Genomic DNA, 20,133 nt, shown 5'->3' on the forward strand with positions numbered 1-20,133 from the left:
GTAGACATCTGACGTAAGCCGTGCTTCATGGCGTGTCTCGCAATAACCGTTTGGCGGTAATTGCAACGCTTGAATGGGCGTTCAGATGACACCACCCAGCGCCCCTGCGGCGATCCCTCCCCTATTTCTGGCTGACCAGCGTACCTGGCTCAAGCGCGAGTCCGACATCCTGTCCGGCGCGGTGATCCCGCACGCGGGCGACCGCTGTGCGGGACACGGTTGCTTCCAGGACAGCGCGCTGCTTGATCTGCGCCAAGTCATTACGATCGAGCTGGCGCGCGACATGCTGCCCCGCGTCGCGCGCCAGGCGCTGGACATCGCGCATGACGTGCCGACGGCTGATAACTGCTGGACGGCATACCGGGAGACCTTGTTGACCGGTGATTTCAGCCGGCACCTGTTATTTCATGCGGCGATCAGGGGGCTGTCGGATGCGATCTCCACCTTGGCGATGGAGACGCTCGGATCGCGGCGGCCACACGAGCAGGTCGCATGGATACATCAAGCCGCGCTGGTCGTCGGGCTGATGTCGCTGCATCGCAATTTCCGCACGGACGACGGGCTCGAGGCGGAGGATACGGACGATGCACGGGGGCAAGGCTTCGCACGACTGCGGCAGCTTGGAACGCTGGCGAACAACCACGAGCTAGTTCGCGAGTGGCTGGAAAGCGAGCAAGAGGCGGGCAAGCAAGCGGCGACCGGCCTGGAAGCCGTGTTTGCGGAGATCGCCAAGCCGGTCCCGGAACCGGAGATTGCCGACGAGATCCCGTATGAGCGGGAGCCCGAGCGCGGGCTTGTCGTCATCGGCGACATGCCGACGAAGGACCCGAACAAGTTCCGCCAGGAATTGTTGACGCGGGTGAAGTCCATCGTCGGCAAGTCCTTGCCGCTTGTCGGCACGGAGCGGCTAGCGGAGGTACGGAACGCGGTGCTGGAAAGCCATCCGCATTGCGCGGACGTGATCGACCGCGTGCTGAATCCGCAAGTCGGGAAGCCATACTTTCATGGCAACTACTTGCTCGTGGGAAACCGTGGATCAGGCAAGTCGTCTTTGGCGCGGGCGATCGCGTCTGCCGTGGGTCTGCCGATCACTGTCATCAACGGCGCGACGGAGGCCGACGCCTCGTTCGGCGGCACCCCTTTCGCTTACGGGACTGCCGGCATCAGCAAGTCGCTGCAGCTCATCGCCCGGGGCGGCGTCGCCAATCCTGTCGTCGGCATCGACGAGCTGGAGAAGGCGGCGACGGGACGGACGAACGGCAATTTCTTGGACGCCTTGCTGTCGTTCACGGAACCCGGCACCGCTGCCGCTTATGAGGACCCCGCCCTGCAGGTGCCGGTAAACCTGTCGGCGGTCTCCTATTTCTGCACTGCAAATTCACTGGAGGGAATCCCGGAACCACTCCTGGACCGGCTTACCGTGATCCGCGTCCCCGATCCGACATGGCAGCACATCGGTTCGCTAACGCAGCGGATACTCGCCGACATCGCGACGAACCAAGGCCGCGATCCCAGGTGGGTGGCGGGACTAAGCCGGGACGAGTTGGAGATCATCAAGCAGGCGTGGCCGGGGGGATCGCTCCGAAGGCTACGGAAGGTCTTGGAGGTCTTCGTGGAAAACCGTGAACGCGCGATGGGGATGAACTGATGTATTTCGAAACCTGCGAATCCTTCCGTGACGTGCTTCTCCAGATCTCCGTGCACGACGACGACAGGCAGCTCCGGCATGCCGCCGATCGTTGCCGCCGTACCATGACGCATGCCGACCTGGCCGAGGTCGTCGCCCTGGCCGACGCGTCCCGCTACCGGCCAAGCTTGATGTCGGCCTATGCCGCGGTCATCGTGATGGAGGCCGCGTGATGGCCGACGATCTGGACCGGGCGCTTGCCCGCAGCGGCTACGTCTACGCAGTCGGGCAGGTGGTCCGCCTGGGCACCGATGCCGAGCGCCAGCTGGCTACCGCCGCCCTGGATAAGGCCGATCCGGAAACGATCCGTGCCCTGCTGGCGGTCGCTCCTGGCACTCCATGGCGGGACAATGTGATCGACGCGCTGGCGCAGATCGGCGTGATCGCTGCCGAGGAGATCATGCATGGCTGACGATATGGAATACCTCGCATTCGCGGCTGGCCTGGTCGACGAGTTCTCCGCGCAGGGCAAGCGCGTCCTGCCCGAGGGCACTCCCTTCCTCGTGCGTGGGGCGACACATTCCGATGCCGGCATCCGAATGCTCTACGACGTCGAACCCGGCGTCCTCGTGGGCGGCAAGCACGGACCGCCGGCGGAAGCCGTCCTTGAGCTGCTGGCGCGCACGTACCGCGTCCGCAGCCGCCGCGTGGACCGGATGACCTGGACGGTGCCGGCGCTGACGGACGCGTGGTGGGAGGCTGCCGCCACTCATTTTCCGATCCTGCGCGGCGGCGGCATGGAGTTCGATGCCGGCTGGGGCGACCTGTGCATTGCAATGGCTGACTGGCTGGCGGAGGCGGCACCGGAGCTCGAGCCCTTCAGGCAGACGAAGGAAAAGTTCGGCGAGTTGCGCTTGTATTACGGCCCCGGCGAGGGCCTGGCACAGCAGATCGTCGACAGCGCGGAGCTACTGTCGACGCGCATATGTGAAGTCTGCGGCGCGCCCGGGAAGCTGGGGAGTGTACGTGATTGGTATAAGACGACGTGTGAGGCGCACCGATGAGCAACCTACGCAAGGCTCGCCCAGGCGAGATCGACGCCATGCTACCCGACGACTTCGCCGGCGAAGTTCTCGGGATGTGCGATATCGCGTGGAGCGGGTGGGAAGCTGATTTCGCCGTCCTCCTCGTCCGCCATCCGGATGGCCGGAAAGAACTCGTCCGGCTCGGCGAGACTGGCATGATAAGTGGTCGGACAGAAGATATCCTGGCTGAACGTATCTCGGAATACCGGCGGCTGATCCTGCAGACAGAAGCGTTGCTTGACGCCTGGAACGGAGGCAAAGGTGAAATCCATGCGATGCTGGCGATGCAGGAGCTCGCCGCCGACCTGAGCCGCGCCACCGACGCCGTAGCGGTCCTCGCCGGCATCACGGCGTCCGAGATCGAGGCGCTCCTCGCCGGCATCCAGCTGATCGAGTCGCCGGCCAGGGGAACCGCGTACGAAATGGACTACAGGAGATCGCTGGTCGTCGGCCTCGAGGCGTTCAATCGCAAGGCGGTGGTCGGCCTTCTGGACGCTATCGACAGGATGGATATCGCCCGGCATCGACTACTGGAAGCGTTGTCGGCACCTCGCTGACAACTCACCTGCAGGTTGCGGGCGCGTCACGATAACACGCCCGCAACTTACCTTTTGCAGTCAGGTTTTCTCCCGGCGCTCCAGCAGCTTCCGGCCCGCCCGCGCTTGTAGAGCGTGCGCGGTTCGACGTGGTGCCATCGCTCCGCCGCGGCGTCGATGCCATGGCTCGTCACCAGCTTGGCCACGGCGATGGCTTTCGGGAGCGGGAATACGTGGGTCTGCCAGCCGTCGCGCGCGGGCATGGTCAGCGCTTCGGTGGTGGTGGCGGAGAGCCATCGCCACGACATGTCCGTGGCTGACCCGGGACCATCGCCTCGATCGGGACGATGTAGTCCTCGAGCTTGGCATCCCGCCAGAACGTGTAGCTGCCTTGGTCCCATACGTCGGACTTGGAGCCCGGAGGCGGCGGTGGATTGGGGTAGCGCGGCTTGGGCGAGATCACCTCGACCTGAGGGACGAGACCGAACCAACCCTTGCGGACACGGGTGCGACCGGTCAGGTGCTGGGCTGCGAGTTCGCGGTATGAGTGTGCAGTCATGGTCGTTTCCCTCTGGTTGCCCGGTAGCCCTTAAGCAGGCCGGCATGGATGTGCTGGATCGAGTAGGCCTCGAACTCGCTGGACGGCTCGCGCTCGCCGATGTGGTGGCACAGGTAGCGGAAGGCATGGACGGCCTCGTGCACCAGCATGCCGGGGTGATCGTACGGGCCCTCGCCCTCGGGGCTATCGTCCAGGGTAATCAGGATATGGTAGCCGGATTCCGCGTCCACCCAGCTGCAGCCGCCGGCAGTGGTCGGGTACGCCAGGTCGCACTTCATCTTCGACATGAAGCGATCCCATGCGGCTTTCGACGGGCAGAACCCAATCCGGCCCGGGAACCAGCTCGGAGGCAGCCACTGGATCTGGTCGGCGAGCTTGTCGGCCATGGGTCAGCTCCCGCTCTTGGTCGGTCCACGGACGCGGCGGGGCGGCACGGGGTTCGGGCTGTCGGGATAGAGCCTGGCGGCGATGGTGATGACGGTATCGCGGGCGTCGTTCATGCTGCCGATGGCCTCGCGCACGTCGGCGCGCAGTTCCCCGATCATGTCATGAGTGCTTGTGCGCACCTTCTCCAATTCCACGACACGGCGTCCGATCCCCCCGGCGATCCAGCTGGCGATCGGCGTCAAGCGAGTGAAGCAGCCGGAGCGGTACGAAGAAATCTAGATGGATGTATGCATCCCCCCGGGGGACACTGCAGTCACACACATCGTTGGAGAGACCGATGCAGCTGTTTACCCGTACCGCGAAAGCCCGTTGGGCCCTTGCCCGCAAGAATGCCGCCGAGATGATCGAGATCGGCCACACCATCGACGAGGCCAACCGGCACCTGGGTGCCGAGCGCGACTACGTTATCTGGTATGACCAGGCGTTGCTCGACGAAATGGCCCTTATGGCTTTCGAGCAGGGCAACATAGTCCACGGCATCCTTGAGGACCTGGTGGCCTAGCCGCACGCAATCCTGCACATCCTGCGTTCCGTGAAGAAATAGGTACATCATGCGCATCTGGACCATCAGCGACTTGCACACCGAATTCGGCCCCTGGCAGCCGCCTGCCATCCCGGACGCGGACGTGTGGGTCATCGCCGGCGACATCGCCAAAGGCGGCGTTCGCGCCGTCGAGTGGGCCCGCTACTACATCCGCCCGCACATGCCTGTCGTCACAGTCCTCGGGAATCATGAATTTTATGGCAGCAGCATCGAGCGCGAGGAGCGCCTGGCTGGCCAGTATGCCCCTCGCGCCGGCGTCACGCTGCTCGACGACGATGTGGAGGTCATCGACGGCACCAGGTTCGTCGGCTGCACGTTGTGGACTGATTTCGATCTCTATTCGAAGGGCAACGAGCAGCTGTTGGGCCGCTACATGGATATCGCCGAGCGCGGCATGAACGACTTCGCCCGCATCAAGCTGAAGGATTTCTCGACAATTCCTTTCGAGCCACAGCATGCGCGGGCGATGCACCAGCGCAGCCTCGAGTGGCTGGAGAGCACGCTGGCAACGCCGCACGACGGCGATACGGTGGTTGTGACCCACCACTGTCCCTCGCCCAAGTCCGTGCCGTCCAGGTTCTTCCAGGAGACGCTCACGCCGCCGTACGCCAGCGATCTCGACTGGCTGATCCAGAAATACCAGCCGTCGGCTTGGATCCATGGGCACACCCACGACAGCTTCGACTACACGATCGGCGAGACGCGGATCGTATGCAATCCGAAGGGGTATCCCGAGAAGCTGCCGAATAGGCAGTTCCGGAACGAGAACGCAGCGTTCGACCCGGCACTCGTGGTCGAGATCGGCGGGTACACGCCCAAGCCAGGAGGGCCGTGATGAAGCTTCAGATCGCAATCGCATGGGACGGCGACATCCACATCTGGCTCGGCCACGACATGCCCCCGGCTGTGAACATCGTCGACCTCGAGCTGGAGCGGGGCGACGGCATGTACGTCATCCCCGCTGATCGGGCCGGGCCGCTCCGCGAGCTGCTCGGCACCGGCGAAGTCGTCGGCCAGTCCGGCGCCCGCGACACCCGCCGGCTCGAGCGGATACTGGCGATGGCCGAGCGCCTGGCCGACGAGATCAGGGCGGAAGTCGACGGCGATCTGGACGATGACGACCAGCCCAAGCCGCCGGGGATGTGAGCCGTGTTAATTTCTGCAGCCACAATTGTGGAGCGAAAAATTAACAGCCCCCACTTGTGGTTCTCGCGGGGATCCGCGATCCTAAAAGCCTAGTCGCCAAGGTACGCCCGACAGTGAGCTCGACGAGGCGGCTTTACATAGACCGGATCTAGGCGGGTAAGCTGTCGGATAACTCGCCGACGCGATGGCCAACCGTAGACGCGGTGGACCGGTGGAAGCCCGGTCAGAGGTGGACATCCGCCGTTGTGCTGTCCACCTCACACATCATCCCTGCGGGGACGGGAAAAGGGTCGCTTCGGCGGCCCTTTTTGCTGCCTATAAGCGATGGCGCTGAACTGTTTCCATTTTGGAAATAGTTGGTGGAGCCTTCTCTCAGCGAAATCGGCCTGTTTCCCGGCCAAACCCCCGGCCTGCCTGGGAAAAATCAGTCAGCGAAGGTGGAGCCCTAGCAATCGGTAGCGTTCACCGCTCCAGTCAGAAAACTCCAGGGCAGCCGCCTTCAGCGCTCCGGGAGGAATGCCGTGCGCCGCCGCGAAGGCAAGCTGGCTATCGAGTGGGACCTCTCCGAAAAATGACGACACTTGCCCTGAGTACTGCTTGCCAGGCCGAGGTCGGTCAAGGCGTGCGCCAGTTCCGGCCCGGTCAGCTGCCGGGCGTAGGGCGCGTTCACTATCGACAGAACGTAGGCGAGATCGGACATGAGGATAGCCTAGCACGGGTGCCACTACGTGTTAACGATCAGGTAACGCGTAGTGGTTTCAGGCTCCGGCAATCGGTACATGGAAAGCGAAGCTAAGGGCAGTTAACTTCCAAACCTGCCGCCGTGGACCGCTCCGCCGTGCATGCACTTATTTATACCAGCTTCGGGACCCTGGTATAAATAAGTCCGCATGGCCGGTGGACTAAAATATACCCGGATCGCCGGATCGGGCGTGTTTCCGTCCATGAACATTTCTGCACCCAATCCGCCGAAGTGTGTGCAGAAATGTTCATGTCATCCCTTCGTCGGCGGCGCGCTGTAGAGCTCGTCCGCCAGAGCGGTGTCGTCCTCACACCCGCCAGCCGGCGCACCGTCAGCATCCCGACGTCGCTGTTGGTGGCATGCCGCTCCCGGGCACGCCAGAAGTCCGCAGACTGGCACCTGGGGCAACGCCCGCCGAACAGGTCGCGCACGAATGTCTCGGAGTGGTAGATCTCCAGCAGGTCGCTCGCCAGGTAGATGCGCGACCGCTTGCACAGCTGGCAGCTGCAGACGACGAACATGCCGTCGGGTTTTTTCCCATGCGGCAATGTAGAACACAACAGGAACATCGTTCAACGCCCCAGAGGGCACATCAGCTACTATTCACAGGAACCCGTTGATAACGAGCACGCAAGGGGAGGCGCGCGGATGATTCGGGCTTTATAGATAGGGGTGCCGACGAAGGGTGTGGCCGCCGGCAAGCAATGCCACACCCGCTCGCAGTAGTCTCGGCTGGCTGGGGCGACGGGCGGTTCGGACACATAATGGCCGGGCCGCCCACCCCGCGACAACACCATCGCGCAGCCCGACGCGAAAGCCAAGACCCTACGAAATAATGTCCACTGTCGATCCGTCCGCCGGCTCCGGCGGGCTGTGGAAAATCGTTAACCGTCGCACGTGATTGCTGTGGTTTGTCCCAGGTTTGTCCCAGCAGGTCCCCGGAACGAAAAAATCGCCGGTGTTTCCGACCCCATAAAGGGCGAAAACACCAACGATTTCAATGTGGTAGCGAAGCCCAGATTTGAACTGGGGACACACGGATTATGATTCCGCTGCTCTAACCAACTGAGCTACTCCGCCTCACGGCTCAGCCTCGATAAGGCCGATGCGCGAATACCTAGTTTTGGCGAGCGGCGCTGTCAAGTGTGTGACGCAACTGAGTTCTGCGCTGTTCTGACCCGCTCGATCGCGTCGCGCACCAAAACGAGGTCCGCCTCGAACTTGGCCCGCTTTTCTTCCTGGCGCTCCCGCTCGGGAATGCGCAGCAAATAGGAGGGATGATTGGTCACAAACAGCATCGTGCCATCATCCATGGTGATCGGCGCACCGCGCAGCCGTGAAATCGTTGCCGCTTTCCCCAACAGGCTCGACGCCGCCGTGGCGCCCAGCGCCACGATCACCTTGGGCTTAACGAACGCCCGCTCCAGATTGAGCCAGAATCGGCACGCCTCCACCTCGCCCCCATTGGGCTTTTGGTGGATGCGCCGCTTGCCGCGCGGCTCGAACTTGAAATGCTTGACTGCATTGGTGACATAGACCTGCTCGCGGTCGATCCCCACCTTTTCAATCGCGGCATCCAGCACCTTGCCCGCTGGCCCCACGAAGGGCTGCCCCGCCAGATCCTCCTGGTCGCCCGGCTGCTCGCCAACAAACATCACGTCGGCGGCTTCGGGTCCTTCCCCGAACACCGCTTGCGTTGCAAATTCGAACAGCGGGCAGCGCCGGCATTCCTGCACGGCCGCGCGTGCCTCGGCGAGCGAGGCGACCTCGCGCTCGCCATCCTGCACTGCCGGCACCTCGCTCGGGCGCCGCAGATGCCGCGCCGGTGGTTGGCTCGAAACGCGCTCGATCATTTCCCGCTCCGCTTCTCTGGCGCCCCGGATCAGGGGAGCAATGAGTTCGGCCTCCGGCAGGTTGCGCCAGTATTTCATGGGCATCTCCCCTTTCATCGCGCCGATCTTGAGCCGGGCAGGATTGAAGATGGAGGCGAAATAGGTCTTCCAGTCGCCCTCGACCGCATCGTCCTCGGGCACATCGCTTTTCTGCCCGCCCGGCCCGAACAACAGCTCCTGCCCGTCCCAAAAGGCGGAGCGGTAGGGCGTGATGATCGCCCAGATCATGCCGGCAAAGCGGCGCTCGAAAAACGGCGCCGTGCGTTCAAGGATAAAATGCTCGGGCTCAAACCAGGCGGCAAAGCGCTCGAGCCCGCTATCGTCGATAACAGCCTTGAAGCGCACAAAGGCCTTCATCTTGTGGCTGTCGCGCCGGACCGCCGAAGCCATCCCCGTCAGCCGCAGCAAATCGGGGTCGGAGGCCGCCGTCATCAGCCCGCGATCCTCCAGCAGGCGCCACAAGAAGCGATACAGCAGAGCAAACCGCTCGGGATCATTGTTGCAGATGGCCAACTGCCCCAGCTCGATAAAGGCGGGCGGCACGCTCCCGACCGCCCCTTCCCCGCTTGGCAGCATGGAATCGCCCGCTTCGAACAGCCCGTTCTCTTCCCCCGGCCCCCGCCAGATCACCTGCTCGGGCCGCACGCCCGCCAGCAACAACTGCCGCGCCTTGCCGCGCCATTCGGCAAAGTCGTTGCGCTCCTCCAGCCGCACCGAAATCATGCAAACAGGCTCAGCTGTTCGGGCTGCGGCGTCAGCTTGGCCTTGAGCTTTGCATCATCGGTCATGCCGCCCGGCGTCCAGTCCACCGCTTCGATGAACGGGCGCACCGCATCGATCGAGCCGACAATGCGCGCCACATCTTCAAGGCGCAAACTGTGGTGGCGCCGCGTCGTGATGATCCGCTCGATGCTCTTGGTCCCCAGCCCCGGCACCCGCAACAGCAGTTCGCGGTCGGCGCGGTTCACATTGACGGGAAAGCGCTCGCGATGCTTGAGCGCCCAGGCGAGCTTCGGGTCGATCGCCAGGTCCAGCAACCCACCCTCCCCGCCCGCCACGATCTCGGGCACGTCAAAGCCATAGAACCGGATTAGCCAATCGGCCTGGTAGAGCCGGTGCTCGCGCAGGAGCGGCGGCGCCTTGAGAGGCAGCTTGGCGCTGGAGTCGGGAATGGGCGAAAAGGCCGAGTAATAAACCCGCTTAAGCTTGTAGCCCGAATACAGCCCTGCCGCGCGCGTCAGGATGGCTTCGTCATTGGCGGCGTCGGCGCCCACGATCATCTGCGTGGATTGCCCCGCCGGCGCATATTTGGGCTTTTCGGCTTTGGTCTTTGGCTCAGGCGCGGCTTCCGCCAGCTTGCCGCGGATGCGCGCCATGGCCGTGCGGATCTCGCTCGGCTTTTTCTCCGGCGCCAGTGCCTCCAGCCCCAGATCGGTCGGCAGCTCGATATTGGTCGATAGCCGATCCGCCCAGCGCCCGGCCTCCGCCAGCAGTTCAGGTGCGGCATTGGGAATAACCTTGAGATGGATATAGCCGGCGAAGTGATGGTCCTCGCGCAGGCTGCGCGCCACCCGCACCATTTCTTCCATCGTGTAGTCGGGCGAGCGGATGATTCCCGAGGACAGGAACAGCCCCTCGATATAGTTGCGCTTGTAGAAGTCGAGGGTCAGTCCCACCACTTCCTCGACGGAAAAGCGCGCCCGCTGCACATTGGACGAGGAGCGGTTGATGCAGTAGCTGCATTCATAAATGCAGAAATTGGTGAGCAGCAGCTTGAGCAGCGAAATGCAGCGCCCGTCCGGCGCATAGGAGTGGCAAATGCCGTTTCCCTCGGTGGAGCCAATGCCGCCGCTGGCCTTGCTGTTGCGTTTCTCGGTGCCGCTGGAAGCGCAGGAGGCATCATATTTGGCGGCGTCCGACAACACGGCCAGCTTGCGCCGAAGGGTTAAAGCCGCCATCCACGTTCCTCATCTGTTCACGCCAGTCTTAACGCGCGAACCGAATAAAAGCACCGGCGAAAACCTGTTCTAGCCAGCTTGTGATCGCCTCCTCGCCCTGGAAACGATGGGGTTCCATTGTTCGCTCAGGCGCAACAACCCGTTATGGCGCCATGGGCTGACGGGATCGGGCAACTTCACCTATCTTGAGGGCAACGGCACCAAGGCTCGGCTGACGAGCATGTGCACTCCAAGGAGAACACCAATGGACCTTCAGCTTGGCGGCATCCACCACCTGACCGCAGTCACCGCCCAGGCGGCCAAGAACCTGCAGTTCTATACCCAGACGCTGGGCATGCGGCTGATCAAGAAGACCGTCAACCAGGACGACACCACTGCTTACCACCTGTTCTATGGTGACGGCGTGGCCTCGCCTGGCGCAGACCTGACCTTCTTTGATTTCGACGCCGCCCGCGAGCAGCGCGGCAACCACACTGTCAGCCGCACTGGCCTGCGCGTCGATAGCGAGGACAGCCTGCAATGGTGGAAAGAGCACCTGCAGGCGCAGGGCGTCGGCACCTCGGCCATCAAGGAACGCAACGGTCATACCTCGCTCGATTTCGAGGATTTCGAAGGCCAGCGCTTCCGCCTGGTGCTCGATCCCGCCAACAAGGTCGTGCCCTGGGCCAAGTCGCCCGTTCCTGCCGAGCGGCAGATCATCGGCCTTGGGCCGATCAGCCTTGCCGTGCCGCGCCTCGATCGCACCGAAGTGGTCCTGACGCAGGTGATGAACATGCGCAAGGTGCGCACCTATCCCGCTCGCGGGCGCAATGGGGAAACCCATGTGTTCGAGATGGGACCCGGAGGCCCCGCCGCCGAACTGCACGTGGTGGTTGACCCAAGTCTGCTCCCCGCACGGCCCGGTGCCGGCGGCGTGCACCATGTGGCCTTCCGCACGCCCGACCAGGACACGCTCCGGCAGTGGATCGCCCATGTCAACTCGTTCGGCATCCGCTCGAGCGGGGAAGTCGAGCGCTTCTACTTCACCTCGCTTTATTTCCGCGAGCCCAATGGCATTCTGTTCGAGATCGCGACGGACGTGCCCGGCTTTGCTGCTGACGAGCCCATGGAAACCTTGGGTGAAAGCCTGGCGCTCCCGCCCTTCCTCGAAAGCCGGCGGGCGAGCATCGAAGCGGGTCTCAAGCCCCTGGCCTAAGCCAACTGCAGCCCACAAGCTCTTCTCCCCGACTGGGGAGGAGAGCCTATCGGCGCGGCGCGTCACCAGGGCCTTAGCCAAAGCGCAGCGAAGGTGCTAAACCCGGCGCGCATCCCATGGGGTGCGCCCCCGTTGACCACTTTCAAAGGCAACTGCCATGCCCGTGCGAAAACTCAATTCCAGCCAGTGGGTGCTCGCCATTTTCATCGGGCTGGCCGTAATCACGGTGGCAGCGACGGTGTTCACCAATCTCGTGCAATGGCGCAACTACGACACGATCGAGGCCGAACAGAACATCGCCCCCGAAGACGCGATCCCCCTGCAAAAGGGCTTCACTGAGCCAGCGCCTGCCCCCGCCAACTAGGCGGCAAACACCGCCGGCACCGCTTCCGCGATGAACCCACCGCCCAGCACTTCGGACGTGGCGCTGTCATCGGCGTAGAACACGCAGGCCTGGCCGGGTGAAATGCCATATTCGCCGGCCACCAGCGTCACATAAACCGCGCCATCGCGCATCTGGATCACGGCCGGCTGCGGCCCGCGCGTCGAGCGCACCTTGACCTCAACCGGTGCACCATTGCCGGCTGCAGCTTCGGCCAGCGGCCGCGCCCCCAGCCAATTCACATCGCGCAACCGCACCGTATGGGTCTTGAGCGCCTCGCGCGGCCCCACAATGACGCGCCCGGTCTTGTGCTCGAGCTTGATCACATAAAGCGGCTCGGCGGCTGCCACGCCGAGGCCCTTGCGCTGCCCCACCGTATAATTGACGATTCCCGCATGGCGCCCCAGCACCCGGCCATCGAGATGGACGATCTCGCCTTGCGCCACCGCTTCGGGATGCATCTTGCGGATGATATCGGCATATTTGCCTTGCGGCACAAAGCAGATGTCCTGCGAATCGTGCTTGTCGGCAATCTCGAGCCCCATTTCGCGCGCGAGCTCGCGCACCGCAGCCTTGCTCATTCCCCCCAGCGGGAAGCGCAAAAAGTCGAGCTGCGCCTGGGTGGTCGCAAACAGGAAATAGGTCTGGTCACGGTCGCCATCGACCGGGCGGAACAGCTGCCGCCGCCCATCCTCGCCCAGCCGCGACTGCACATAATGGCCCGTCGCCAGCACATCGGCGCCAAGATCCTTGGCTACTTCCAGCAGGTCGACGAACTTGACCGACTGGTTGCAGGCAATGCAGGGCACCGGGGTTTCCCCCTGCTGATAGGCATTGGCGAACGGCGCAATCACCGAGCGCTGGAAGCGCTCTTCATAATCCAGCACGTAATGGGGAATATCGAGTGCCGCCGCCACCCGGCGGGCATCATGGATGTCCTGCCCGGCGCAGCACGCGCCTTTGCGATGGGTGGCCTCGCCATGATCATAAAGCTGGAGCGTCACCCCAACCACATCATAGCCCTGCCGAGCCAACAGGCCCGCCACAACCGAGGAATCCACGCCCCCCGACATCGCGACAACAACGCGCGTATCTTGCGGACGCTTGGCGATATCAAGCGAATTCAGCATCTTTCTTGCATCCGGTTGGGTTCAAGGGCCAGCGGACAACTGTCCCGCGCCTCTTAGCCCTTTCAGCAATGCGCTGCAACGCCGCCCGGCAGTTTTTGCCGCCCACCCAGCGCAATGCACCCTCCCGTCTCGAGCCATGCCTGCGCCTTCTGCGACACAGCTCAGCGCAAACAAGCACTTAGCCCAGCCCGGTCACTGGCAAGCTCCTTGCATGGCTGAGGGAGAGTAGTTGCAGGATTTTTCGGCAAAGTGGCATCCCATCTTACCCTTTCGGTCGCAACCGGTGCAGGCAACATCACGCGAAGCTTTGGCTCGCCCGCCGATGCCGACGCTGCACCCGCTTCGCCCTTTGACGCCTTTGCCAGCCTGCTCACCGGCGCGAATGCCGGCACCACGCCAGGCACCACATCGGCCTCGAGCTTCAACCTGAGCCTGGGCAAGGCGCTCGAAATCGGGCTCGAAACTGCGGGCGAAGCCGACATCGAAGCCGAAGATCTTGGGCTGGCTGTGGGAGCTGAAGCCGCTCTCGCTCCGGAACCGCCCGCCCTGCCGCAGCTGCTCGACAGCCTCGCCAATATCGCCCAAAGCCTTGCCGCCGGCCAGTCTCCCTCAGGCGACGACCTCGGTGCGGCCAGCACCGCTCTCAGCCGGCTCGCCGACCAGCTCGGCATCTCCCTCTCTACCCCCGCCCAGCCAGCGACCAGTGGCGAACCGGCCAGTGATTTTGCGCAACAGCTAGCCAATGCCCTCGCCCCGCTGGCCGACCAGCTTCTTGGCACCGATGCCGCCGAGGGCGGCCCCGAGCTGGGTCAAAAGCTCGCCGCACTGCTCGCCGGCCTCAAGCAAGCCGGTCCCGGCCTTGATCAGCAGGCCCTTGCCGCCGGCGCCGCCGCGCTCGAAGACGCCCTCGCCAAGCTGACCCGCGCCACCCCGGCCGCCCCTCCCGCCGATCCGGCTGCCCCGAGCACCAGCACTGCCGCGCCCCTCACCCCCACCGGCCCCACGGCACCGACGCTCGCGCAGCCCAGCATCGAGCCTGACCCGGCTCTCGGCACCGACACCCAGCCAACTGCCGAAACCGACGCCAAGCCCGTTCCCGCAACCGCCGAGCCCCCGCTCGATGCGGCTGCGGCCAAAAGCCTGCCCAGCGCGCTCAACCGGGCCGAAGTCGCCGCCGCCGCCCTCCGTCCCGTGCAGCCTGGCTACCAGACCACCCAGCAACAGCTCAACCTGCCCCAGCTCGCCTTTGAGCTGGTGCACCAGGCCAATGCCGGAAATTCGCGTTTCCAGATCCGCCTTGATCCGCCCGAGCTCGGCCGCATCGAGGTCAAGCTCGAATTCGATGCAGCGGGGCAGGTCAATGCCCGCCTCATCGTCGACAAGAGCGAAACCCTTGACCTGATGCAGCGCGATCAGCGCGGGCTGGAACGCGCCCTGCAGCAGGCCGGGCTCGATGCCAGCAAGACCAACCTCGAATTCTCCCTCCGGCAAAACCCATCCCCAGGCGACGGGCGCCAGGGCAATGGGCAGGAGCAGGAACGCCGAGGCTCGTTCGGTGGCGGCCCGAGCGGCGGCGATGCCGACCCGCTACCCCTTCCCAGCGTCAATCTTTACCGCGGCAGCCTTGCGGCTGGCGGCGTCAACATCATCGCCTGAGGAACAATCATGGCTGTTAATGGCATATCCGCAACCTCTGCCGCCGGTGCGATCAGCAACTCGCGCAACACCATTGCCGATAATTTCGACACCTTCCTCAACATCCTGACCACCCAGCTCAAGAACCAGAACCCGCTCGAGCCGCTGGATACCAACCAGTTCACCCAGCAACTGGTGCAGTTCACTGGCGTGGAACAGCAGCTCAAGACCAACGACTTCCTTGAAGCCATGATGATGGCCAGCCAAAGCGCCGGCAAAACCGACGCGGTCAACTATATCGGCAAGGAAGTCACCGTCGCCGGCACCTCCTCCGAGCTCAAGGGCGGCAAGGCTCTGTGGGGCTATGTCGCCTCGGGGGCCGTGCAGAACGCCAAGGTGAACATCAAGAACGCCGCCGGCAGCATCGTTTACTCCGAGAACGGCTCGCTTCCCGCGGGCAACGGCCAGTTCGCTTGGGACGGCAAGGGCTCCAACGGGCTAGCTCAACCTGCTGGGTTGTATTCCATCGAGATCACCGGTACCGATCTGAGCGGAAATACTGTCGGCATCACCACGGCGGCGGTCGGGATCGTGAACGCAGTGGACTTTTCGGGCACGGAGCCGCTGCTGACCATCGGCACCTCCAAATACCCCCTTTCTCAGGTCCGGGATGTGCGCACCCCCACGCCGGGCACCTGACCCGTCGCGACACGCTTTGCGTCCCGAATACCTTGATTTTCCTTCTAATTCTTAACCTGTTGTTCGTTTCCCCTTAGCTGAATTTTAAGTCAGCATCGCTACTCTGCCTTCCTATGGTCAGGTTGAGTAGAGAGTAAAATGACCGTACAGATGCGTCCTCGCGTTAAGTACGTTATCGGACCGGACGGAAGTCCGCTCACGATCGCAGATCTTCCCCCCGCCAATACGCGGAGGTGGGTCATTCGGCGAAAAGCCGAAGTTGTTGCTGCGGTGCGCGGTGGTCTGCTCAGCCTCGAAGAGGCCTGCGACCGCTACACACTCAGCGTCGACGAGTTCCTGAACTGGCAGGCTGCCATCGACAAGCATGGACTTGCCGGCCTGCGGACCACCTGGATCCAGCATTACCGCGAGGGCTGATCCGGTCCAAACCGATAACGAGCACCAAAGCCCGCCGGGTCCGCCCTGCGGGTTTTTTGTTTTCTTGGCACAAGGCCCGCAACCCGTCCCCCTAGGGCGTCTCCGCCCCCATCCATCTTGCCCCCGCCTCCCGGCCCAGCAACCGTTCATAATACTCTCGCACTGCTGCAAACACGGGCTTGTCCGCCTGCACGCTCATCCAGCGATGCACCGAAAGGCCCAGGCTCGCAGTGACGCAGTAATCTGCTCGGGATCATCATAGCCGGGCGTCTTGCGGATCAGCGCATTCACGGCATAGCCCCAGGGCGGATTAAGCTCGCTCGCCTGCCAGCCCAGCCATTGCAGCACCCGCGCCCGCTCCTGCAGCCTACTCGGTAGCAAGCGCCCGTCACCTGCCTTTTCCGCCAGATAGATCAGGATCGCGTTGCTTTCCCACAGCACGAATCCATCATCGATCAACACCGGGATCTGTCCATTAGGATTGAGCGCCAGGAACTCGGGCACCTTGGGATCGCGCAAGGGCAGGCCCCAATCCTCCCGCTCATAGGGGAGTCCCAACTCATCGGCCGCCCACAGGACCTTGCGCACATTGATGGACGTGACCCGCCCCAGCACTTTCAACACACTTGCTCTCCCGTCCGGCAATTTTTGCCCGCGCAACGGCTGGGCACCCACAAGTTAAGACAATGTTTACCAAACACTAGGTAATTTTTGCCGGGCGGCAGCTTTCATCGCCGGTGACGTGAACCTCGAGTACCGACTTGAATAACCTGACCCAGCTCATCAACCGCATTGGCCTGCCGCGCCTTGCTGCCATGGCCACCGTAGCGGTGCTGATGTTGGGCTTCTTCGCCTTCCTGATGATGCGCGCTTCAGCCCCCAACCTGGCGCCGCTTTACACCGGGCTGACGCTGGAAGATTCGTCCGCGATCACTACCGAACTGCAAACCCTCAATATCCCATTCGAGCTGCGTGGCGAAGGCGATACCATCCTCGTGCCGCGCGAGCAGATCACCAAGCTGCGCATGGATCTCGCCGGGGCCGGGCTGCCCACTCGCGGCCAGGTTGGCTACGAGATTTTCGACGAGCAGAACACGCTTGGCGCTACGAGCTTTGTGCAGAACATCAACAATGTTCGCGCGCTTGAAGGTGAACTCGCCCGCACCATCTCTTCGCTGGCCCGCATCAAGTCCGCCCGGGTTCACCTGGTTCTGCCCGAGCGCGAATTGTTCCGGCGCGAGCGCAAGGATCCTTCCGCCTCGATCGTCCTGTCCGTGCGCGGCGAACTGGCTGCCGGCGAAATCCGCGCCATCCAGCACCTCGTCGCCTCCGCCATCGAGGGTCTCTCGCCGACCCGCGTCTCCATTGTCGATGATGCCGGCACCCTCCTCGCCTCCGGCACCGGTGACAGCGCTCAGGGCGCCCTCGCCGGCGAAGCGGCCGAAAAAACCCTTGGCTACGAAAACCGCCTCCGTACGCGCCTCGAAGACATGCTCGCCAACATCGTTGGCGTTGGCCGTGCCCGCGTCGAAGTTGCGGCCGAGATGGACTTCAACCGCTCCACCACCACTTCGGAGACCTTTGACCCCGAAGGCCAGGTCGTCCGCTCCACCCAGCTGCGCGAGCAGGAGAACCAGTCCGGCGCCAATCAGAACCAGGTGACCATCGCCAACGAGTTGCCCGGCGCTTCCCAAACTGCCGCCGATGGCACGCTCGAGCAGGGCACCACGTCCGAAGAAGTCACCAACTACGAAATCTCCAAGACCACCCAGACTGCCGTCACCGAAGCGGGCAGCATCAAGCGCCTTTCCGTCGCTGTGGTGGTGGATGGCGTTTATGCCGATGATGGCGCGGGCAATCTGACCTACAGCCCCCGTTCGGCTGAAGAGATTGCCCAGGTGCTCACCCTAGTACGCTCCGCCGTGGGTTATTCGGAAAGCCGCGGCGACAGCGTCGACGTGGTCAACATGCAGTTTTCCGAACGGCCCGAGCTCAACCTGCCGGGCACCGACAGCGCCGCGGGTCTCCTCGACTTCACGCGCGACGACCTGATGAATGCAGCCGAAATGGCCGTGACCCTGCTGATCGCCCTGGCCCTCGTGTTCTTCGTGCTGCGCCCCCTGCTCAAGCGCGCCTTGGTCCCTGAACCCCAGCCTCTCGCCCTCCCCTCCGGTGCCGAACTGGGCGCACCCGTCGCGCTGGGCCCCGAAGGTCAGCTCGTGCCCATCGAAGCGCCCGAATCGGTTACCGGCGCGCCCGATTGGATGGCCAATGCCCGCACCTTGGGCGAAAGCCAGCTCCAGACGCTAAAGACCGTGGGTAGTCTGGTTCAAGAAAATCCCAAGCAGGCCGCACTGATCGTGCGCGACTGGCTGAGCAGCGCGGCATAACCCATGGCTCTGGTCTCCCAATCCCTCGACACCACCGACGCCATAGGTTCCATGGGCAAGCAGCTGGTGGTTGGCAACGATGCGCCACACCGCTCGCTGAGGGGCGACGAAAAGGCTGCAGCGCTTCTCCTCGCGCTCGGCCCCGATCACGGCAAGCCCATCTTCGATGAGCTCGACGAGGTCGAGATCCGCCAGCTCAGCCGCGCCATGGTGCGCCTCGGCCCGATCACCCAGGCCATGTTGGACGAGTTGATGGTGGAGTTTGTCACCAGCGTGTCGGCCAATGGCTCGCTATCGGGCAACACCGAAACCACCGAGCGCCTGCTGCTGTCCTTCCTCCCCTCCGATCGTGTCAGCTCCATCATGGAGGAAATCCGCGGTCCCGCCGGCCGCAATATGTGGGAAAAGCTCTCCAACGTTCAGGAAGACGTGCTCGCCGCCTATCTCAAGAACGAATATCCCCAGACCATCGCCGTGGTGCTGTCCAAGATCGCGCCTGAGCACGCCAGCAAGGTGCTCGCCGTTCTGCCCGAAGCACTCGCTATGGACGTGATCCAGCGCATGCTCGGGCTTGATCCCGTGCAAAAGGACATTCTCGAAAAGATCGAGAACACGCTGCGCACCGAATTCATGTCGACCCTGTCGCATACCAAGCGCCGCGACAGCCACGAGCAGATGGCCGAGATCTTCAATTCCTTCGACCGCCAGACCGAAGCCCGCTTCATCACCGGCCTCGAGGAAAACAGCCGCGAAGACGCCGAGCGCATCAAGTCACTGATGTTCACCTTCGAGGACCTGGCCAAGCTCGATGCTTCGGCGGCTCAAACTCTGCTGGCGCGCATGGACAAGGCCGAGCTGGCGCTCGCCCTCAAGGGCGCCAACGAAACGATGAAGGAATTTTTCTTCAAGAACATGTCCGCCCGCAGCGGCAAGCTCCTCAAGGATGACATGGAAGCGCTTGGCCCCGTGCGCCTCAAGGATGTCGATGAAGCCCAGGGCCGCATGGTCGCCACAGCCAAGGATTTGGCCGCTCAGGGTGAGATCATCATCCTCAAGGGCAAGTCCGACGAGCAGATGATCGCTTAGCACCATGGCCAGTCACGCTCGCTTCACCTTCGATCTCGACCTCGGCAAGCGCCCCAGTGCTGCCGCGGTCTCACCGCGCGCCGGAATGGCCGAAGACCTCGTGGCCCGCCTGGTCGCCGAAGCGCGCGAAGAGGGCTATGCCGAAGGCTTTGCCGCCGGCGCCCAGAACGCCGCCGCCATGGCCGCGCAAACCATCGCCGCTGCTGCCGCGACCCTTGCTACCCGCAGCGCCGAAATGGCCGCGGCCCTTGACGATGCGACCGCCAATAGCCGCCGCGAAGCGGTGGAACTGGCCGCCAGCATCGGCCGCAAGCTCGCCTTGCAACTCTTGGCCCGCGAACCCACCGCGGAGCTCGAGGGCCTCATCGCCGAATGCATGGCCAACCTCGAAGGCGTGCCGCACCTTGTGATCCGTTGCCACCCCGATATTGCTGATGGCGTGCGCGACATTGCCACCGCTCATATGACCACCTCCGGCTTTAGCGGCCGCCTGATCGTCATGGGCGATCCCGAACAGCGCTTGGGCGACGGCCGGCTCGAATGGGTCGATGGCGGCCTCGTGCGCGATCTTGATTCCATTTCCACCGACATCGACCGGCGCATCGCTGCCTATCTCGAGGGCGGCCACCCGCAGATCAGCCATGAGGAACCCCATTCATGAGC

The 20,133-nt window shown here is 63.5% G+C and carries 24 protein-coding genes and 1 tRNA gene; 16 read left to right on the plus strand and 9 right to left on the minus strand.

The window, feature by feature from the left end; all coding sequences use genetic code 11:
* Nucleotides 1-73: 73 nt before the first annotated feature.
* From ELX51_RS12865 to ELX51_RS12885, 5 genes are read left to right on the plus strand one after another with little or no spacing between them, the layout of a single operon-like run.
* Nucleotides 74-1,648: an AAA family ATPase gene (locus ELX51_RS12865; RefSeq protein WP_127753900.1), complete on the plus strand. Its 1,575-nt coding sequence runs from the start codon at nucleotides 74-76 to the stop codon at nucleotides 1,646-1,648.
* Complete coding sequence (locus tag ELX51_RS12870) at nucleotides 1,648-1,860, plus strand: hypothetical protein (RefSeq protein ID WP_127753901.1); 213 nt, start codon at nucleotides 1,648-1,650, stop codon at nucleotides 1,858-1,860. Before ELX51_RS12865 ends, ELX51_RS12870 begins: the two co-directional genes overlap by 1 nt.
* Complete coding sequence (locus ELX51_RS12875; RefSeq protein WP_127753902.1) at nucleotides 1,860-2,099, plus strand: hypothetical protein; 240 nt, start codon at nucleotides 1,860-1,862, stop codon at nucleotides 2,097-2,099. The genes ELX51_RS12870 and ELX51_RS12875 overlap by 1 nt, the downstream gene beginning before the upstream one ends.
* Nucleotides 2,092-2,691, plus strand: coding sequence for a hypothetical protein (locus ELX51_RS12880; RefSeq protein ID WP_127753903.1), 600 nt, complete (start codon nucleotides 2,092-2,094; stop codon nucleotides 2,689-2,691). Before ELX51_RS12875 ends, ELX51_RS12880 begins: the two co-directional genes overlap by 8 nt.
* Nucleotides 2,688-3,269, plus strand: coding sequence for a hypothetical protein (locus ELX51_RS12885; protein WP_127753904.1), 582 nt, complete (start codon nucleotides 2,688-2,690; stop codon nucleotides 3,267-3,269). Before ELX51_RS12880 ends, ELX51_RS12885 begins: the two co-directional genes overlap by 4 nt.
* 47 nt (nucleotides 3,270-3,316) lie before the next feature.
* Here the strand turns inward: ELX51_RS12885 and ELX51_RS12890 are convergent, their stop codons facing one another.
* The 4 genes from ELX51_RS12890 to ELX51_RS20065 are packed head-to-tail and all read right to left on the minus strand — an operon-like array spanning nucleotide 3,317 to nucleotide 4,373.
* Nucleotides 3,317-3,511 (minus strand): hypothetical protein, encoded by a 195-nt coding sequence (locus ELX51_RS12890; protein WP_127753905.1) that lies wholly within the window; start codon nucleotides 3,509-3,511, stop codon nucleotides 3,317-3,319.
* A 2-nt stretch (nucleotides 3,512-3,513) separates the two neighbouring features.
* Nucleotides 3,514-3,807: a hypothetical protein gene (locus ELX51_RS12895; protein WP_206524620.1), complete on the minus strand. Its 294-nt coding sequence runs from the start codon at nucleotides 3,805-3,807 to the stop codon at nucleotides 3,514-3,516.
* Nucleotides 3,804-4,193 carry a hypothetical protein gene (locus tag ELX51_RS12900; protein WP_127753906.1) on the minus strand — a complete coding sequence of 130 codons (390 nt, stop codon included), beginning with the start codon at nucleotides 4,191-4,193 and terminating at the stop codon, nucleotides 3,804-3,806. Before ELX51_RS12900 ends, ELX51_RS12895 begins: the two co-directional genes overlap by 4 nt.
* A 3-nt stretch (nucleotides 4,194-4,196) precedes the next feature.
* Nucleotides 4,197-4,373, minus strand: a complete 177-nt coding sequence (locus tag ELX51_RS20065; RefSeq protein ID WP_164854861.1) for a hypothetical protein — start codon at nucleotides 4,371-4,373, stop codon at nucleotides 4,197-4,199.
* A gap of 158 nt (nucleotides 4,374-4,531) precedes the next feature.
* Here ELX51_RS20065 and ELX51_RS12905 point away from each other — a divergent pair, with 158 nt between their 5' ends.
* Genes ELX51_RS12905 through ELX51_RS12915 form a run of 3 tightly spaced genes read left to right on the plus strand, consistent with a single transcriptional unit; the run spans nucleotide 4,532 to nucleotide 5,944 of the window.
* Nucleotides 4,532-4,756 carry a hypothetical protein gene (locus ELX51_RS12905; protein WP_127753907.1) on the plus strand — a complete coding sequence of 75 codons (225 nt, stop codon included), beginning with the start codon at nucleotides 4,532-4,534 and terminating at the stop codon, nucleotides 4,754-4,756.
* Nucleotides 4,757-4,805: 49 nt separating this feature from the next.
* Entirely contained in the window at nucleotides 4,806-5,633 is an 828-nt protein-coding gene (locus ELX51_RS12910; RefSeq protein WP_127753908.1) for a metallophosphoesterase, read from the plus strand.
* Nucleotides 5,633-5,944 carry a hypothetical protein gene (locus ELX51_RS12915; RefSeq protein ID WP_127753909.1) on the plus strand — a complete coding sequence of 104 codons (312 nt, stop codon included), beginning with the start codon at nucleotides 5,633-5,635 and terminating at the stop codon, nucleotides 5,942-5,944. Before ELX51_RS12910 ends, ELX51_RS12915 begins: the two co-directional genes overlap by 1 nt.
* 1,745 nt (nucleotides 5,945-7,689) lie before the next feature.
* On the opposite strand, the gene ELX51_RS12925 is transcribed toward ELX51_RS12915, so the two are convergent.
* From ELX51_RS12925 to ELX51_RS12935, 3 genes are all read right to left on the minus strand, one after another.
* Nucleotides 7,690-7,766 (minus strand) — tRNA-Met (locus tag ELX51_RS12925).
* A gap of 59 nt (nucleotides 7,767-7,825) precedes the next feature.
* Nucleotides 7,826-9,301, minus strand: coding sequence for a UdgX family uracil-DNA binding protein (locus tag ELX51_RS12930; protein ID WP_127753910.1), 1,476 nt, complete (start codon nucleotides 9,299-9,301; stop codon nucleotides 7,826-7,828).
* The gene (locus ELX51_RS12935; protein WP_127753911.1) at nucleotides 9,298-10,536 is read right to left on the minus strand and encodes a putative DNA modification/repair radical SAM protein; all 1,239 of its coding nucleotides are present in this window, start codon (nucleotides 10,534-10,536) and stop codon (nucleotides 9,298-9,300) included. Before ELX51_RS12935 ends, ELX51_RS12930 begins: the two co-directional genes overlap by 4 nt.
* Nucleotides 10,537-10,780: 244 nt before the next feature.
* Here ELX51_RS12935 and ELX51_RS12940 point away from each other — a divergent pair, with 244 nt between their 5' ends.
* Both ELX51_RS12940 and ELX51_RS12945 read left to right on the plus strand, forming a co-directional pair.
* The gene (locus tag ELX51_RS12940; RefSeq protein WP_127753912.1) at nucleotides 10,781-11,731 is read left to right on the plus strand and encodes a ring-cleaving dioxygenase; all 951 of its coding nucleotides are present in this window, start codon (nucleotides 10,781-10,783) and stop codon (nucleotides 11,729-11,731) included.
* A 157-nt stretch (nucleotides 11,732-11,888) separates the two neighbouring features.
* Nucleotides 11,889-12,095 carry a hypothetical protein gene (locus ELX51_RS12945; protein WP_127753913.1) on the plus strand — a complete coding sequence of 69 codons (207 nt, stop codon included), beginning with the start codon at nucleotides 11,889-11,891 and terminating at the stop codon, nucleotides 12,093-12,095.
* Here the strand turns inward: ELX51_RS12945 and mnmA are convergent.
* Nucleotides 12,092-13,243, minus strand: coding sequence for a tRNA 2-thiouridine(34) synthase MnmA (mnmA, locus tag ELX51_RS12950; RefSeq protein WP_127753914.1), 1,152 nt, complete (start codon nucleotides 13,241-13,243; stop codon nucleotides 12,092-12,094). The two genes, ELX51_RS12945 and mnmA, sit on opposite strands and share 4 nt — an antisense overlap.
* A gap of 249 nt (nucleotides 13,244-13,492) precedes the next feature.
* Between mnmA and ELX51_RS12955 the strand changes: the two genes are divergently transcribed.
* From ELX51_RS12955 to ELX51_RS12965, 3 genes are all read left to right on the plus strand, one after another.
* Nucleotides 13,493-14,899, plus strand: a complete 1,407-nt coding sequence (locus ELX51_RS12955) for a flagellar hook-length control protein FliK (protein ID WP_127753915.1) — start codon at nucleotides 13,493-13,495, stop codon at nucleotides 14,897-14,899.
* Nucleotides 14,900-14,908: 9 nt separating this feature from the next.
* On the plus strand, nucleotides 14,909-15,577 hold the full coding sequence (locus ELX51_RS12960; protein WP_127753916.1) for a flagellar hook assembly protein FlgD: 669 nt from the start codon (nucleotides 14,909-14,911) through the stop codon (nucleotides 15,575-15,577).
* A gap of 138 nt (nucleotides 15,578-15,715) precedes the next feature.
* Complete coding sequence (locus ELX51_RS12965) at nucleotides 15,716-15,994, plus strand: DUF1153 domain-containing protein (protein ID WP_035102845.1); 279 nt, start codon at nucleotides 15,716-15,718, stop codon at nucleotides 15,992-15,994.
* A 195-nt stretch (nucleotides 15,995-16,189) separates the two neighbouring features.
* Here the strand turns inward: ELX51_RS12965 and ELX51_RS12970 are convergent, their stop codons facing one another.
* Complete coding sequence (locus ELX51_RS12970; RefSeq protein ID WP_206524621.1) at nucleotides 16,190-16,618, minus strand: glutathione S-transferase N-terminal domain-containing protein; 429 nt, start codon at nucleotides 16,616-16,618, stop codon at nucleotides 16,190-16,192.
* 137 nt (nucleotides 16,619-16,755) lie between these two features.
* Here ELX51_RS12970 and fliF point away from each other — a divergent pair, with 137 nt between their 5' ends.
* Genes fliF through ELX51_RS12985 form a run of 3 tightly spaced genes read left to right on the plus strand, consistent with a single transcriptional unit; the run spans nucleotide 16,756 to nucleotide 20,131 of the window.
* Entirely contained in the window at nucleotides 16,756-18,384 is a 1,629-nt protein-coding gene (gene fliF / locus ELX51_RS12975) for a flagellar basal-body MS-ring/collar protein FliF (protein WP_127753917.1), read from the plus strand.
* Between the two features lie 51 nt (nucleotides 18,385-18,435).
* Nucleotides 18,436-19,470, plus strand: a complete 1,035-nt coding sequence (fliG, locus tag ELX51_RS12980) for a flagellar motor switch protein FliG (protein WP_127755283.1) — start codon at nucleotides 18,436-18,438, stop codon at nucleotides 19,468-19,470.
* A gap of 4 nt (nucleotides 19,471-19,474) precedes the next feature.
* Nucleotides 19,475-20,131, plus strand: coding sequence for a FliH/SctL family protein (locus ELX51_RS12985; RefSeq protein ID WP_127753918.1), 657 nt, complete (start codon nucleotides 19,475-19,477; stop codon nucleotides 20,129-20,131).
* The last annotated feature ends 2 nt before the right edge of the window (nucleotides 20,132-20,133 follow it).

Origin of the sequence: Devosia sp. 1566, assembly GCF_004005995.1 — a bacterium.
GTDB lineage: Bacteria > Pseudomonadota > Alphaproteobacteria > Rhizobiales > Devosiaceae > Devosia.

Coding starts and splice junctions, on each gene's coding strand:
- ELX51_RS12865 (WP_127753900.1), top strand. CDS start 74: ATGGGCGTTCAGATGACACCACCCAGCGCCCCTGCGGCGATCCCTCCC.
- ELX51_RS12870 (WP_127753901.1), top strand. CDS start 1,648: ATGTATTTCGAAACCTGCGAATCCTTCCGTGACGTGCTTCTCCAGATC.
- ELX51_RS12875 (WP_127753902.1), top strand. CDS start 1,860: ATGGCCGACGATCTGGACCGGGCGCTTGCCCGCAGCGGCTACGTCTAC.
- ELX51_RS12880 (WP_127753903.1), top strand. CDS start 2,092: ATGGCTGACGATATGGAATACCTCGCATTCGCGGCTGGCCTGGTCGAC.
- ELX51_RS12885 (WP_127753904.1), top strand. CDS start 2,688: ATGAGCAACCTACGCAAGGCTCGCCCAGGCGAGATCGACGCCATGCTA.
- ELX51_RS12890 (WP_127753905.1), bottom strand. CDS start 3,511: ATGCCCGCGCGCGACGGCTGGCAGACCCACGTATTCCCGCTCCCGAAA.
- ELX51_RS12895 (WP_206524620.1), bottom strand. CDS start 3,807: ATGACTGCACACTCATACCGCGAACTCGCAGCCCAGCACCTGACCGGT.
- ELX51_RS12900 (WP_127753906.1), bottom strand. CDS start 4,193: ATGGCCGACAAGCTCGCCGACCAGATCCAGTGGCTGCCTCCGAGCTGG.
- ELX51_RS12905 (WP_127753907.1), top strand. CDS start 4,532: ATGCAGCTGTTTACCCGTACCGCGAAAGCCCGTTGGGCCCTTGCCCGC.
- ELX51_RS12910 (WP_127753908.1), top strand. CDS start 4,806: ATGCGCATCTGGACCATCAGCGACTTGCACACCGAATTCGGCCCCTGG.
- ELX51_RS12915 (WP_127753909.1), top strand. CDS start 5,633: ATGAAGCTTCAGATCGCAATCGCATGGGACGGCGACATCCACATCTGG.
- ELX51_RS12930 (WP_127753910.1), bottom strand. CDS start 9,301: ATGATTTCGGTGCGGCTGGAGGAGCGCAACGACTTTGCCGAATGGCGC.
- ELX51_RS12935 (WP_127753911.1), bottom strand. CDS start 10,536: ATGGCGGCTTTAACCCTTCGGCGCAAGCTGGCCGTGTTGTCGGACGCC.
- ELX51_RS12940 (WP_127753912.1), top strand. CDS start 10,781: ATGGACCTTCAGCTTGGCGGCATCCACCACCTGACCGCAGTCACCGCC.
- ELX51_RS12945 (WP_127753913.1), top strand. CDS start 11,889: ATGCCCGTGCGAAAACTCAATTCCAGCCAGTGGGTGCTCGCCATTTTC.
- mnmA (WP_127753914.1), bottom strand. CDS start 13,243: ATGCTGAATTCGCTTGATATCGCCAAGCGTCCGCAAGATACGCGCGTT.
- ELX51_RS12960 (WP_127753916.1), top strand. CDS start 14,909: ATGGCTGTTAATGGCATATCCGCAACCTCTGCCGCCGGTGCGATCAGC.
- ELX51_RS12965 (WP_035102845.1), top strand. CDS start 15,716: ATGACCGTACAGATGCGTCCTCGCGTTAAGTACGTTATCGGACCGGAC.
- fliG (WP_127755283.1), top strand. CDS start 18,436: ATGGGCAAGCAGCTGGTGGTTGGCAACGATGCGCCACACCGCTCGCTG.
- ELX51_RS12985 (WP_127753918.1), top strand. CDS start 19,475: ATGGCCAGTCACGCTCGCTTCACCTTCGATCTCGACCTCGGCAAGCGC.